General features: G+C 40.1%; 16 protein-coding genes and 1 rRNA gene. 15 read left to right on the top strand and 2 right to left on the bottom strand.

The window, feature by feature from the left end; all coding sequences use genetic code 11:
• Positions 1-209 precede the first annotated feature (209 nt).
• A 5S ribosomal RNA gene (rrf, locus tag BLR93_RS17310) occupies positions 210-325 on the top strand.
• 76 nt (positions 326-401) lie between these two features.
• Here the strand turns inward: rrf and BLR93_RS17315 are convergent.
• Positions 402-1,190 (bottom strand): class I SAM-dependent methyltransferase, encoded by a 789-nt coding sequence (locus BLR93_RS17315; RefSeq protein WP_093217385.1) that lies wholly within the window; start codon positions 1,188-1,190, stop codon positions 402-404.
• Between the two features lie 230 nt (positions 1,191-1,420).
• Between BLR93_RS17315 and BLR93_RS17320 the strand changes: the two genes are divergently transcribed.
• From BLR93_RS17320 to rsmI, 11 genes are all read left to right on the top strand, one after another.
• Positions 1,421-1,588: a sigma factor G inhibitor Gin gene (locus BLR93_RS17320; protein WP_093217532.1), complete on the top strand. Its 168-nt coding sequence runs from the start codon at positions 1,421-1,423 to the stop codon at positions 1,586-1,588.
• A gap of 243 nt (positions 1,589-1,831) precedes the next feature.
• Positions 1,832-3,262 carry an aminotransferase class I/II-fold pyridoxal phosphate-dependent enzyme gene (locus tag BLR93_RS17325; protein ID WP_093217387.1) on the top strand — a complete coding sequence of 477 codons (1,431 nt, stop codon included), beginning with the start codon at positions 1,832-1,834 and terminating at the stop codon, positions 3,260-3,262.
• Positions 3,263-3,287: 25 nt separating this feature from the next.
• Positions 3,288-3,914, top strand: coding sequence for a dTMP kinase (tmk, locus tag BLR93_RS17330; protein ID WP_093217389.1), 627 nt, complete (start codon positions 3,288-3,290; stop codon positions 3,912-3,914).
• 72 nt (positions 3,915-3,986) lie between these two features.
• On the top strand, positions 3,987-4,316 hold the full coding sequence (locus BLR93_RS17335) for a cyclic-di-AMP receptor (protein ID WP_093217392.1): 330 nt from the start codon (positions 3,987-3,989) through the stop codon (positions 4,314-4,316).
• An 18-nt stretch (positions 4,317-4,334) separates the two neighbouring features.
• Positions 4,335-4,775 carry a YaaR family protein gene (locus BLR93_RS17340; protein ID WP_093217395.1) on the top strand — a complete coding sequence of 147 codons (441 nt, stop codon included), beginning with the start codon at positions 4,335-4,337 and terminating at the stop codon, positions 4,773-4,775.
• A gap of 36 nt (positions 4,776-4,811) precedes the next feature.
• Entirely contained in the window at positions 4,812-5,798 is a 987-nt protein-coding gene (gene holB, locus BLR93_RS17345; RefSeq protein WP_093217397.1) for a DNA polymerase III subunit delta', read from the top strand.
• Between the two features lie 5 nt (positions 5,799-5,803).
• The gene (locus tag BLR93_RS17350) at positions 5,804-6,631 is read left to right on the top strand and encodes a PSP1 domain-containing protein (protein ID WP_093217400.1); all 828 of its coding nucleotides are present in this window, start codon (positions 5,804-5,806) and stop codon (positions 6,629-6,631) included.
• Positions 6,632-6,647: 16 nt separating this feature from the next.
• Complete coding sequence (yabA, locus tag BLR93_RS17355) at positions 6,648-6,998, top strand: DNA replication initiation control protein YabA (RefSeq protein WP_093217402.1); 351 nt, start codon at positions 6,648-6,650, stop codon at positions 6,996-6,998.
• Between the two features lie 193 nt (positions 6,999-7,191).
• Positions 7,192-7,887 carry a tRNA1(Val) (adenine(37)-N6)-methyltransferase gene (locus BLR93_RS17360; protein WP_245690193.1) on the top strand — a complete coding sequence of 232 codons (696 nt, stop codon included), beginning with the start codon at positions 7,192-7,194 and terminating at the stop codon, positions 7,885-7,887.
• Positions 7,871-8,146: a GIY-YIG nuclease family protein gene (locus BLR93_RS17365; RefSeq protein ID WP_093217405.1), complete on the top strand. Its 276-nt coding sequence runs from the start codon at positions 7,871-7,873 to the stop codon at positions 8,144-8,146. The genes BLR93_RS17360 and BLR93_RS17365 overlap by 17 nt, the downstream gene beginning before the upstream one ends.
• Entirely contained in the window at positions 8,146-9,024 is an 879-nt protein-coding gene (gene rsmI, locus BLR93_RS17370; protein WP_093217408.1) for a 16S rRNA (cytidine(1402)-2'-O)-methyltransferase, read from the top strand. Before BLR93_RS17365 ends, rsmI begins: the two co-directional genes overlap by 1 nt.
• 78 nt (positions 9,025-9,102) lie before the next feature.
• Here the strand turns inward: rsmI and BLR93_RS17375 are convergent, their stop codons facing one another.
• On the bottom strand, positions 9,103-9,381 hold the full coding sequence (locus BLR93_RS17375) for a transition state genes transcriptional regulator AbrB (protein ID WP_093217410.1): 279 nt from the start codon (positions 9,379-9,381) through the stop codon (positions 9,103-9,105).
• 520 nt (positions 9,382-9,901) lie between these two features.
• Here BLR93_RS17375 and metG point away from each other — a divergent pair.
• From metG to BLR93_RS17390, 3 genes are all read left to right on the top strand, one after another.
• Positions 9,902-11,854: a methionine--tRNA ligase gene (metG, locus tag BLR93_RS17380; RefSeq protein WP_093217413.1), complete on the top strand. Its 1,953-nt coding sequence runs from the start codon at positions 9,902-9,904 to the stop codon at positions 11,852-11,854.
• A 114-nt stretch (positions 11,855-11,968) separates the two neighbouring features.
• Positions 11,969-12,739, top strand: a complete 771-nt coding sequence (locus BLR93_RS17385) for a TatD family hydrolase (protein ID WP_093217415.1) — start codon at positions 11,969-11,971, stop codon at positions 12,737-12,739.
• Positions 12,740-13,166: 427 nt separating this feature from the next.
• Positions 13,167-14,387 carry a resuscitation-promoting factor gene (locus BLR93_RS17390; protein ID WP_093217418.1) on the top strand — a complete coding sequence of 407 codons (1,221 nt, stop codon included), beginning with the start codon at positions 13,167-13,169 and terminating at the stop codon, positions 14,385-14,387.
• Positions 14,388-14,526 lie beyond the last annotated feature (139 nt).

Genomic DNA, 14,526 nt, shown 5'->3' on the forward strand with positions numbered 1-14,526 from the left:
AGGTCCGAGGTGGAAGCGTGGTGACACGTGCAGCTGACGGATACTAATCGATCGAGGACTTAACTTAAAACAAGCAATAAATCGTGTTCGTTGATGTCTTTCCTTCTTATCTAGTTTTGAAGGTGCAAACTTTTGATTTACCATTTAGGAAGTTCTGTTAAAACCGTTCACTTCCTATGAACGACACAGAACGACCTAAGTCCCGTAGGTCTGGTGGCAATAGCGAAGAGGCCACACCTGTTCCCATGCCGAACACAGCAGTTAAGCTCTTCAGCGCCCATGGTAGTTGGGGCTTTGCCCCTGCGAGAGTAGGACGCCGCCAGGCAAAAACAAAACACCCTTTAAGAGTTGATTCTCTTGAAGGGTGTTTTTTACTAGGATTATAAAAATAACGGAAGTTGCTAGCTTGTGTAATTTTTGTAAGTTGTCCAGATGGTCCATCTATCCTTTTCATGAATGCTTTCATTACCGGAATTCAACTGTCTTTTAATATAATTAACTAATATATTTAACTCTTTATCACTCAACTCATGAAGGATTGATCTTCCTGTCCGTGCTTTGATGTCCTGTTCTAAACAACGGAAGGAATTATAATGCTTACGGGTTTCCCAAAATGTGAGGGTATTGATATGAGAGAAGCCTGAGTTATGTAGAAACTTTTCAACCTCTGTTGCCAAAGGTCGTCTTTCTCGCTCAAAAGTAATTAAATTGGGAAAAGCCTCAAAAAAATATCCGCGAATATGATTTTTATTCCCAGGCAATAAGCAATCTTCCAGTGTCCGATCTTGAATGAAAGCTATTCCGCCTGGCTTTAGTAAGCGGTGGATTTCTTTAAACAGGAGTGGAAGGTCAGTAAGGTGATGGATGACTGCCCGATTTAGTATTAGGTCAAACTGTTCATTTTTCAACTCGGTATTAGCGGCGTCACCCCAAATGAATTCCGTATTTAATTCATTTTTACAGTACTTTCGGGCAGTGCGCAGCATTTCTTTTGAATAATCTAATCCTATAATTCTTTTCGCGCCCATCTGGGCCAAAGCTTTTGTGTATATTCCACCGCCACAGCCCAAGTCTAATATGGTACTTCCTTCAATATTGACGCGGGACAGAAGGATGTTTTCCCAAAGAGGATCAACGTCTCGGTTAGTGTACGAGAGCCGGGTTTCTTTGGAATGAAAATCGACGGCCATGTTGCCACCTCCAAATTAAAGAACAAACTTTTGATTATTATATATCTGATTGGTAATAAAAACCATCCTACTTTGTAATTAAAAATTTTTACTGCTGTACAAACAACTTTCGTTACTTTTTTCATAGACTGCAATATAAGTATTTTTTAAGTTTATTGTATAGTTTCGTTAGATTAGGAAAGACTAAGCTAACGGAGGTGGAGAAATTGGAGAACAATTATAAAAGTGAAATGTGCGGAATTTGTAATCGCGAGAAGCCAAAAGGAATCCATTTGTACACTTTATTTATTTGTTGTGACTGCGAACAGAAAATGATCCACACAGAACCATGTGAAGCAGAGTACCAGCATTATCTCGATAAATTAAAAAACATGAAACAAACAACCCTATATTCATAGATTTTCAGAGCCCTTGTCATCTGCCCGGATGATAAGGGTTTTAACATACGATTAAAATTTCCTTTTCTAGTCAGGCTAGCTTTTTTTACTGTATAAAGGGTATGACCCTTTTATTTTCATTATCTCGATTTATCTCTTGGCAGGATAGCGATTTGGTTTACAATGTAAGAAAGAGGAGCAGAAAGTCAAATAGTCTCCTTATTCTGCTAATGAACCAGCTTACTAAATTAAAGGATGTAATCAATGAAATATAACCAAAGTCAAACTCCGTTGTTTAATGCTTTAAAAAATTTTTCTGGCAGCAAGCCAATTTCCTTTCATGTTCCAGGCCATAAAAATGGCCGAATTTTCCCTGAGTCGGGAAAGGGATACTATGAATCCCTATTGAATATGGATGTTACCGAACTAACAGGCTTAGATGATCTCCATGCCGCTGAGGGCGTGATTAGCAGGGCCCAACGATTAGCTGCAGATTTGTTTTCGGCAGAATCCACTTTTTTCTTGGTAGGAGGGAGTACAGCAGGGAATTTGGCAATGATATTAGCGGCTGCTTCACATGGGAGTAAAATGCTAGTACAGCGTAATTCCCATAAATCAATACTAAATGGATTGGAACTTGGTGGAGTGGAGCCCGTTTTTGTTGCTCCGGAATACGATAGCAATGTGAACCGTTATCACGCTCCTTCTTTAAAGACTGTCAAAGAGGCAGTCAGTGAACATCCGACTATTTGTGCCATTGTACTTACCTATCCTGATTATTTTGGCAGAACCTTTGCTTTAAAAGAGATCATCGATTTTGCTCACCAAAAAGACATCGCAGTACTAGTAGACGAGGCTCATGGCGTCCATTTTTCATTATCAAAATATTTCCCGTTATCAGCACTTGAGTTAGGGGCAGATATCGTTGTCCAATCTGCTCATAAAATGGCCCCGGCGTTGACCATGTCTTCTTTTCTTCATATCAAATCAAAGATTATAGACAGGGAGGATGTTGCTTATTACTTGCAAATGATGCAGTCTAGCAGCCCTTCATACCCATTGATGGCAAGCCTTGATTTAGCCCGGCATTACCTGGCGAATATGCCTGCAAGGTTAGTGGATGAAATAATAAATAGCGCTAACAGCCTAAGGGAAGAATTAGCGAAGGAAATGTCCTGGAAAATACTTGAACCGGAGCAAGGGATAGACGATCCCTTGAAAGTTACCTTGGAGGTTCCAAACGGATGTTCAGGCCGTGATGTGGCTAAATTATTTGAAGCACAGAATATTTATCCAGAACTATATACTCATGATCAAGTACTCTTTATCCATGGTCTGGCTCCTTTTCAGGAATGGAGAATGTTTAAAGAAGCAATGAAAAAGATATCTGGGCAATTAAAATTCCTTCCCAACCATGGTACAATAGGGAGTGTACGGATAAATCAAAAGCCTGTTCAGTCATTGGAAATAACTTATCAGCAAATGAAAAAGAGAAACAAACAATTTCTTAGTTGGCAGCTCGCAGAAGGAAACATAGCTGCTCAGTCTGTCGTTCCCTATCCACCGGGTATACCGCTCATCCTTAAGGGAGAGAGAATAACAGGAAACCATATAAAGGTGATAAAATACTTACTAAAGCAAGGGACAAATTTTCAAAATCAACAAGTTGAACAAGGCATTATTTGTTTTATATAGATAGTAACTCTAAAGGAGAATGATTGTGCGAGGATATTTTATTACCTTCGAAGGCGGTGAGGGGGCCGGTAAGACTTCTGTATTGAAGGCTGTCGAGCAACGGTTACTGGAAAACGGGCATGAGGTAGTTGCTACCAGGGAACCAGGCGGAATAGAAATTGCCGAGAATATAAGACAGATAATTTTGGATCCTTCCCATACAGAAATGGATGGAAAGACAGAAGCTTTACTTTATGCAGCCGCCCGGCGCCAGCACTTAGTCGAAAAAGTGCTTCCGGCGCTCCAAGAGGGAAAAATCGTTTTATGTGATCGTTTTATTGATAGCAGTCTTGCATATCAGGGTTATGCTAGAGGTCTTGGCATGGAAGAGGTTTTTCAAATCAATAAATTTGCAATAAGCAAGTGTATGCCAGATTTAACCTTATTTTTCGACATTCAACCAGAAACAGGTCTAAAGCGGATAGCTGCCAATAAACAGAGGGAAAAAAACCGCCTGGATTTAGAGAATGTAAAATTCCACGAAAAGGTTTATGAGGCTTACCAATTGCTATTAGATAAATTCCCGGGCCGCATTCATTCGATTAATGCAGACCAACCAATCGATATGGTGGCAAATGCCGCATATGAAAAAATTGTTTCTTTTTTGCATTAAACAGGAATATTATTTTTTATAAAGAAAGCCCGCGCTAATTGGCGAATATTAAAAATAAAGGAGAGAAGAGTAATGAAGCTGATTATAGCAGTTGTCCAGGATAAGGATACGAATCGTGTTACGGATGCTTTGGGTGAGGGGAACTATAAGACAACAAAGTTATCTTCCACCGGCGGTTTCTTAAAAGAAGGAAACACAACTCTAATGATAGGGTGCGATGACCAACACGTCGACGAGGCACTTGATATCATTCGTGACAACTGCAGCCAGAGGGAACAAATGGTGGCACCTATTTCACCAATGGGAGGAAATGCAGATTCTTATATCCCCCGTCCGATAGAAGTCGAAGTAGGCGGAGCTACCGTTTTTGTTCTTCCAGTGGAATCTTTCTTTCAATTTTAAATAAAAGGGGAAAAAGGAATGAAAATCACACAAGATATACGCTCACAGTTGGATGCTTCCCCTAAGAACGTCTCCCAGACTGTCAAGGGAGGGCAAAGCTTTGGGAATGTTGTCGAGTCCCAAAGCCAAAAGCTTAAAGAAACAGAACTGCAAAAGTTAATGAAAGATTTGACTGTGCAGGGAGAAAGGTTAGGACGCGTCCGCTCTTTTCGGGATCTCGCCAAATATAAGCGGATGGTTAAGAATTTTGTTCAAGAAGCTGTCCAATATGGAATGGAACTAAAGCATTCTCACAGTTGGAATATGGATGGGAATAACCGCAAGTTAACAACGGTAGAGGAAATTGACCAAAAGTTAGTCGAATTGACCGAAGCGGTAATCGAGCAAGAGAAAAAACCGATAAACATCTTAGGTGTAATCGGTGAGATCAAGGGATTATTGGTGAATTTGTACACCTAAGTTTTAAAAGGAAGTTCATTATAAGGATGGAATTATATGAAAACATGGTCAGAAATAGCTTCCATACAACCGCTGGCTGCCAAAATGTTGACAAACAGCCTTGCTAAGCAAAGAGTTTCCCATGCATACTTGTTTCAAGGAAACAGAGGAACAGGAAAAAAAGCAATCAGTATGATAATGGCTAAAAGTATATTTTGCCAGCATCAAGACGGTCAAGAGCCTTGCCAGCATTGCAAAGAATGCCAGCGGATTGAATCAGGGAACCATCCCGATGTCCATTGGGTAATTCCTGACGGGCAATCCATTAAAAAAGATCAAATTCTCCATTTGCAAAAGGAGTTCACATATACAGGCTTAGAATCGAATCAAAAAGTTTATATTATAGAAGACGCCGAAAAAATGACAGCCAATGCTTCCAATCGACTGCTGAAATTTTTAGAAGAACCAAGTAAGCAGACAACCGCTATGCTACTTACATCAAACAGTCAATCCATTTTACAAACGATCCGTTCCAGGTGCCAAATTATGGCATTAAAGCCATTAAATGCATCTAACTTAGAAAAGCAGCTTCAGGAGGAGGGCCTGTCCCTATCTAATGCAAGACTGATGTCTGCGATTACTAATAATATTTCCGAAGCCCTGGAAATCAGTGGTGATGACTGGTTTGCTAATGCTAGAAAATTAGTGGTACAATTAATAGAAGTACTCCAAACTAAACCAGAAGAAGCGATGTTATTCCTAAATAACCTTTGGCTGCCACACTTTAAAGAGAGACAGCAGCTGCAAAGAGGTTTGGATTTATTGATATTATGGTTTAAAGATATAGTGTACAGCCATGTAGACAACGACGATGCCATTATTTTCGTAAACGAACAAGACAAGCTGACACAGTCCTCCATGCATTGGTCTAAACAACAGGCTGCAGATGCATTGCGCAATATATTGGAGGCAAAGCGAAAATTAGAACAAAATGTGCATCCTGCTTTAGTAATGGAGCAGCTGACACTTCATATAAAGAGGTGAAAGAAATGATAGAAGTAATTGGCGTCCGCTTTAAAAAAGCGGGTAAAATATATTATTTCGATCCGGGGGAATATTCCATTTCCAATGATGATTATGTGATTGTGGAAACGGTCCGCGGGGTTGAATTCGGGAAAGTAGTAATACCTAACAAAAAGGTTGATGAAGAAGACGTTGTTCTCCCTTTAAAGAAAGTTATTCGCTTGGCGACTGATAAGGATAAATTGACAGTCGTAGAAAACCAGGAGAGTTCTCGTGAAGCTCATCGGGTTTGTGAGCAAAAGATCAAAGAACATAAACTGGATATGAATTTAGTAGAGGTAGAGTACACATTTGACCGGAATAAAGTGATATTCTATTTTACAGCAGATGGACGTGTGGATTTTAGAAATTTAGTGAAAGATTTGGCGTCTGTTTTTAAAACCCGCATTGAATTGAGACAAATAGGAGTACGGGATGAAGCAAAACTCCTCGGTGGTGTAGGGCCGTGCGGAAGAATGTTGTGCTGTTCCACCTTCCTTGGAGATTTTGAACCAGTTTCAATCAAAATGGCCAAAGATCAGAACCTTTCATTAAATCCTGCCAAGATTTCTGGTTTATGTGGAAGGTTAATGTGTTGTTTGAAATACGAAAATGACGATTATGAAACAGCTAAGAAAATATTGCCTGACCTGGGAGAAGAAATTAACACAGACTATGGTTCAGGAAAAGTTGTCGGGTTAAATATTCTTGAACGGTTAGTCCAAATTGAAATCCCTGAAAAAGAACGGGTTATTGAATATACAATAGATGAGCTTATCAATGAAGGAGTTATTACTACGCAAGCCACGGAATGATGGGGTGGAAGGTCGCGTGAATAAAAAAGAAGTGTTTGAACAAGTGACAGATATGGAAGAAAAAATCGGCCAGCTTTATCAGCAGTTAGGTGATTTAAAAAACCACCTCGGTGAGCTGCTGGAAGAAAACCACAGGCTTACCGTCGAGAATCATCACCTCCGTAACCGCTTGGAAAGCAGTAACAATCATCAAACAAAAGAAAAGTCTGGCAGCGATGACAGCCAAGAGGTAGCAGTAGGAGAAGGTTACGATAACTTGGCACGATTATATGAGGAAGGTTTTCATATTTGTAATGTCCATTTTGGCAGTCCTCGCCAGGATGAAGATTGCTTGTTTTGCTTATTGTTTCTTAATAAGAGCAAATAAGTTATGTTCCAACTTACTTATGAAGCAAACAGAGCGGACGAATATCGAAAACCAACATTTTGTAAGGACTGATCCAAAGAAGATGATTTTCTTTTGGTTCAGTCTTTCTTTTTACATGAAAGGATTTGGAAAAGTGAAAGATGTTGAACTGCAAAAAGGAGAACGGCTTGATTATTTACTAGCCGAAGAAAAAATGAGGATCATTCAGAGCCCGGAGGTATTCGCTTTTTCTCTGGATGCAGTCCTTCTGGCTGACTTCACCTATGTACCAATAAAGAAGGGCAGGATTCTCGACCTCTGTACGGGGAATGGAGTCATTCCTTTATTGATCAGCAGGCGGTCATATGCTCATATTACGGGAGTGGAGATACAAGAGCGGCTTTATGATATGGCAGTAAGAAATGTGGAGCTTAATGGCCTGTCAGAGCAAATAGATATGGTCCACGGGGATCTGAAGGAAATGCATGAGATGCTTGGAAATGGAGGATTCGATTTAGTTACCTGTAATCCGCCATACTTTACAACGCCCCAGAAAAAGGAGCAGAATATCAATGAATATCTGACTATAGCCAGACATGAAATCTATTGTACGCTAGAGGATGTAGTAAAGTCGTGCAGCAGGCTCGTCCGTCCAGGAGGAAAAGTCGCAATGGTGCACCGACCGGGCCGTCTAGTTGACTTGCTTGCTTTGTTCAGAAAGTATAAAATCGAACCTAAAAAAATGCGGTTAGTTTATCCTAAAGCAAATAAAGAAGCTAATATTTTGTTGATTGAAGGAATCAGGGATGGAAAACCGGATTTGAAAATTCTTCCCCCTCTTTATGCCTTCGATGAACAAGACAATTACACAAAAGAGCTTGAGGAAATATTGTATGGAAAAGAAAAATAACTATTATGTCTATATATTGAAATGCAAAGATGGCAGTTTATATACAGGTTATACAAATGACTTGGAAAAGAGGATTTCCAGGCACGAAAGCGGTAAAGGTGCAAAATACACGAGGGGCAGAGGCCCTTTTCAGTTGGTTTACTACAGATCTTTTGCAACAAAGCAGGAAGCACTACAACAGGAATACCGAATAAAAAAGCTTCCAAAAATACAAAAAAAGCGGTTGATTAAATCTTATACAGAAGGGCATGATGAGTGATGAACTTGCAAAGCAGTTTCCAGGGTTCGTTCGATGGGGGAACATTATACATCGTTCCTACGCCTATTGGCAATCTGGAAGACATCACTTTACGGGCATTAAATACATTAAAAACTGTTGATTACATTGCAGCAGAAGACACCCGAAATACTAAAAAGCTGATGAATCACTTCTCGATTGAAAAACCAATGGTTAGTTATCATGAGCATAATAAACAAATGAGGGAAACAAAGCTTTTAAATATTCTTCACGAAGGGAAAGACATTGCATTAGTAAGTGATGCGGGCATGCCAGCGATATCCGATCCCGGCTATGAAATAGTTGACGCTGTCATTGCAGAAAGCCTTCCGGTAGTTGTTCTTCCTGGGGCAAATGCTGCGTTATGTGCTTTGGTAGGTTCTGGTATTTCACCAAAAGAGTTTTATTTCTATGGATTTCTGCCCAGAAAGAAAAAAGACAGAGAAGAAGAGCTGCATTCCTTGAAAAGTGTAAGAGCCTCATTGCTTTTTTATGAATCTCCTCATCGTTTAAAAGATACGTTGCAATCCATACTAACTCAGTTAGGTGATAAAAGAGTAACATTGGCAAGAGAGCTGACCAAGCGTTATGAAGAGTATATCCGCGGCACAACAAAAGAAGTACTGGACTGGACAGAAGCCCATCAGATAAAGGGAGAATTTTGTATTGTAGTGGAAGGCGGAACAGGACAAGCTCTCGAAGAGGACAAGTGGTGGGAGAGTTTTACAGTTGATGACCATGTGCGATATTACATAAGCGGTGGCTTGAACAGCAAGGAAGCAATCAAAAAAACAGCTGTAGATAGACAGGTGCCCAAACGGGACGTCTACCAGGCGTACCATATAAAAGAAAATGATTGAAACTGGACAAGGCTGAAGTGGCTGGATATTGAATGGAAGAAAAAAAGGCCTCTACACTTAGTTAGAGGCCGGGAATAATTATTTGTCTAAACGTGATTGAATTTCATTCAGCAGTTCTTGTGCACCTTCATGGCTAAGTACAAGCTTACCATTTGCCAATGACAAGTTATTATCTGAAATTTCACCAGTGATGTGACAAGTCATATTAGGCTTATATTTTTTCAGGATAATTCGGTCATCGTCCACATAAATCTCTAACGCGTCTTTTTCATTAATACCTAGCGTACGGCGAAGCTCGATAGGGATTACAACCCGGCCTAACTCATCCACCTTACGGACTATTCCAGTAGATTTCATAAAATTTTCTCCCCTCAATCAATTAATTTCGTCAGAATTCGACATCTATTTAGCAATAGCGTACCAGTGTTTTACATAAGTGTCAATTAATTTTTTCAAGAAAATGACTATTTTGCCTAAATACTCAACTTATCCCCTTTCAGGTGGTCAGAGTACAGGTATTTAGCCTCTGTTAAATAACAAAATATGGCACTAGCGAAATAAATGTATCTTCATATAATTCGACACATTTCGACAATTTGTGGCGGTTTGTTCGACAAATAATTATTTTGGTAAGAATGTTTTCTATCACTATCAACGGGTGCCAGGGTACAGAAGCACAATATTCCCTCTCACAATTGGGATATATAGTTGCCGCTATTGTTTATAATGGAAAAAATACTGTAAAATAGCTACAATGTAATCATATTGAATTTATTTAAAGAATGAATCCTGGTAATCTCGGAGGACAAGGCTGTTCCTTTCTTCGTGAAGATACTAGTGAAATAATTTAGTTAGCTGTTAAGAGGAGGTTTCCGTGATGACAAGGGAAAAGAAGACTTTTTATATTACTACGCCCATTTATTACCCTAGTGGAAATTTACACATCGGCCATGCTTATACAACCGTAGCCGGCGATGCGATGGCCAGGTATAAACGCCTGCGTGGATATGATGTCATGTATTTAACCGGTACAGATGAACATGGGCAGAAAATCCAGAAGAAGGCAGATGAAAAGGGTGTAACACCGCAGAAGTATGTTGACGAAATTGTCAGCGGAATTAAAGATTTATGGAAACGATTAGACATTTCTTACGTCGATTTTATTCGTACAACGGAAGAACGCCATAAGCAAACAGTTGAAAAGATTTTTGCCCAGCTGCTAGAGCAGGGTGATATCTACTTAGATGAATATGAAGGCTGGTACTGTACTTCCTGTGAGTCTTTTTTTACAGAGAGACAATTAGATAATGGTCACTGCCCAGATTGTGGCGGACCAGTAGAGAAAGTTAAAGAAGAATCTTATTTCTTTAAAATGAGTAAGTACGTGGACAGGCTTCTCGAATATTACGAACAAAACCCTGATTTTATTCAGCCTGCCAGCCGTAAGAATGAAATGATCAATAATTTTATTAAGCCCGGTTTGGAAGACTTGGCTGTTTCCAGGACTACGTTTGATTGGGGGGTTAAAGTACCCGGCGATCCTAAACATGTAATTTACGTATGGATAGATGCTCTTTCCAATTATATTACAGCTTTAGGGTACGGCAGTGATAATGATGAGCGCTATCAAAAATACTGGCCTGCAGACGTCCATTTGATGAGTAAAGAAATTGTCCGCTTCCATACAATTTATTGGCCAATCATGTTGATGGCTCTTGATTTACCGCTTCCGAAAAAGGTATTCGCCCATGGCTGGATATTAATGAAGGATGGCAAGATGTCTAAATCAAAAGGAAATGTGGTAGACCCTATTCAATTGACAGACCGTTATGGCTTGGATGCTCTTCGTTATTATTTGCTGAGAGAGGTGCCATTTGGATCTGACGGGGTATTTACGCCGGAAGGATTTGTGGAGAGGACCAATTATGACTTGGCTAATGATTTAGGCAACCTGCTAAACAGAACGGTGGCTATGATAGATAAGTACTTTAATGGAGTCATTCCTGACTATAAAGCCGGAGAAGAAACATTCGATGTTCAATTGGAAAAATTGGCCGAGGAAACAGTTGCAAAAGTAGAAGAATCAATGGAAAAAATGGAGTTTTCTGTAGCATTATCAACGATTTGGCAATATATCAGCAGAACGAATAAATATATCGATGAAACCCAGCCGTGGGTGCTGGCAAAAGAGGAAGCTCATAAGGAGAGGCTTGGAAATGTAATGGCTCATTTAGCAGAGGCTTTGCGAAAAGCAGCTGTACTATTAAGGCCATTCTTGACTGAAACGCCTTACAGCATTTTTGAACAACTTGGGGTGGAGGAAGAAGCTTTGAAAGAATGGGAAAGCCTCCATCAAGAAGGGTTAATAGCCGCTGGTACCAAGGTTCATAAGAAAGACCCTATTTTTCCTCGTCTGGACGCTGAAAAAGAGGTCCAAGTAATTAAAGAAATGATGAAAAAGCCTGAACCCGAAAAGCAAGAGTCAAAGCAGGAGGAAGCGAAAGAAGAAATAACGTTTGATGATTTCATGAAGTTGGACCTGCGGGTGGCAGAGGTAGTACGTGCGGAAAAAATGAAAAAAGCTGATAAGCTGTTAAAGCTGCAGATTGATTTAGGCAATGAGCGCAGACAAGTGGTTTCTGGTATTGCTGAACATTACCAGGCAGAAGAATTAATTGGCAGGAAGGTAATTTGTGTTACCAATTTAAAACCAGTAAAACTAAGAGGTGAGCTGTCGCAGGGAATGATCTTGTCAGGGGAAGATGAATCCGGAAAGCTTTCTCTGGCTACAGTAGCCGACTCACTTCCGAATGGATCAAAAGTAAAGTAAAGGCTGAATCTTTTAATAATACAGAAAAAACGCTTATCATGTATGAAGGATAGGCGTTTTTCTATTAAAAAAATAGACAGTGGTAAAACTGATATGCTGGGAGGTTGACTAATTATGCTTTTTGATACGCACGTCCATTTGAATATTACACAATTCGACGAAGACAGACAGGAAGTAATGCAAAGGGCCAAAGAGGCAGGAGTAGAATATATGGTAGTGGTAGGGTTTGACAGGCAAACAATTCCCAAAGCGCTCGAGTTGGCAGAGGCTCATACGAATATCTATGCTGCTGTAGGCTGGCATCCAGTTGATGCAATAGATATGGAAGAGAAGGACTTGGAGTGGATTGAAGAGCTTGCTTCCCACCCAAAAGTAGTTGCTATCGGTGAAATGGGGTTGGATTATCATTGGGACAAATCGCCAAAAGAAATCCAAAAGGAAGTGCTCCGCAAACAAATCCAGCTGGCCAAAAGGGTACAACTTCCGATCGTCATCCATAACAGAGAAGCTACAGAAGATATCATTGAAATCCTGAAAGCAGAAGGCGCAGGAGAAGTAGGGGGTATCATGCACTGTTACAACGACTCGGCTGAGTATGTACAGGAGTGCCTGGATATGAATTTTTATATATCTTTAGGCGGTCCGGTTACGTTTAAGAATGCAAAAGATCCAAAAGAGATAGCTAAACTTGTTCCCTTAAACCGGTTATTAATAGAGACTGACTGTCCTTTTTTAGCTCCCCACCCTAACAGAGGAAAGCGTAATGAACCAGCTTTTGTCAAACTAGTCGCAGAAAAAATAGCAGAGTTGAGAGATATTTCGTTCGAGGAAGTTAGTGAAGCTACAACAAATAACGCCTTAAAATTCTTCCAAATTAAAGAGTGAGCTGTTAAAGGGTAAGAAAGATTGACAGTTATTCGGTTTGTTTGTATTGTAATGTCACTATTTTTGAGTTTAAATAGGATGCAGCAACGTTCATAATGAGAGAGCCGGTACTTGTCTGGCTCTCTTTTTTTTAATACATAAAAAAGCAGGGCGTGTAGTAAAAAACTCGGTAAGAGCTGAGTTTTTCTTCAGCTAGGGGGATAGCATAAACAGGAAAAAGACCTTGTACTATACTATATTACATCTACTTTTGTAAGCAGCTTCAGCCTTTGTAACTTAATTTTAATATTTTTGAAATATAAGGCTGCAATCCTACTTTTGTTCCAGTAATGACAGGGGTTAAAGGACCTAGATAGCTTGTATTGGCAGATTGACAGGTAAAAATGTTGTTTATATAATACAACGGGTATAAAGGAGGCAAGTGAGCATGAAGTTAAATTCAAAGCTATTGTCCGCTTTTAGAACGAAACTAGTCATTTACATTGCTAGTATAGCGGCGGTATTTACTCTTGTAGGCATTTTTACGTATCATGTGACAAAAGCCCAAGTTTCAGTAGAAACAGAAGGTGAAGTAATCACCGTGCGCACACACGCAAAGACTGTAGGGGATGTTCTAAAAGACCTGAATATCAAGTTGGGGGAACATGATAAGATCTCTCATAACCCAGAAGAAAGTCTTACATCAGGCATGAAAATCAACTATACAAAAGCCATCAAGGTAACCGTTTCTACCGATGGCCAAAATCAAACATACTATACAACTTCAGAAACGATCGAAGATTTATTTAAGGAAAATGACATCCGTATTTCAGAGCACGATCAAGTGTCCCATAAAGAATCAGCAGCGTTAACAGATGGTCTAAAAGTTAGCATTGAGAAAGCCTACCAAGTTACCATCAACGACGCTGGGGAAAAAGAAAAATTCTGGACGACCGGCGGGACAGTGGAAGAATTACTGGACAGGGAAAACATTAAACTGGGAAAATTAGATCGGTTAAATGTCAAAAAGGATGAAGAGTTGAGTAAGGATTCAACTATTGAAGTCACCCGTGTAGAAAAAGTGACCGATATCGTCGAAGAGAAGACAGATTACTCTGTGGTGACAAAGCAGGACTCCTCTCTGGAAAAAGGAAAAGAGAAGGTAGTTGCTCCCGGTGAGGAAGGAGTAGTCGCTAAGCATTTCGAAGTAACTTTGGAAAACGGCAAAGAAGTAGACCGTACGTTAATAAAAGAAGAAGTAGCAAAGAAAAGTGAACAACGAATCGTAGCCGTCGGAACTAAAGTAAACCAGCCTTCTGCGACAACTGCTTCAGCCGCCAAGCAGACAACGGTATCCAGGGGAAGCGGCGAAGCGTCAGCTAAGTCCTACTATATGCATGCAACTGCTTACTCCGCTAATTGCAGCGGGTGTTCCGGTGTGACTGCAACAGGAATCGATTTACATGCGAATCCGAATGCTAAAGTTATTGCCGTGGACCCGAAGGTGATTCCATTGGGAAGCAAGGTGTGGGTAGAAGGCTATGGAACAGCAATAGCCGGTGATACAGGCGGTTCTATCCAAGGAAATCGTATCGATCTCCATGTATCCTCGCCTAGCGAAGCCAGCAGGTTTGGCAGCAAAAAGGTCCAAGTAAAAGTGCTTGATTAATTAAGTCGCAGAACCTTTCTCCGTTAAGGAGAAAGGTTCTTTTTATGAAAAGAAGCAGAATAGGAATAGTATTCATTCAGATTTTGCTTTATCCTTAAAAAGTAACAATATAAAGTGTTTATATAAATACCGTAGGATT

Origin of the sequence: Sediminibacillus albus (assembly GCF_900101125.1) — a bacterium.
Lineage (GTDB): Bacteria > Bacillota > Bacilli > Bacillales > Amphibacillaceae > Sediminibacillus > Sediminibacillus albus.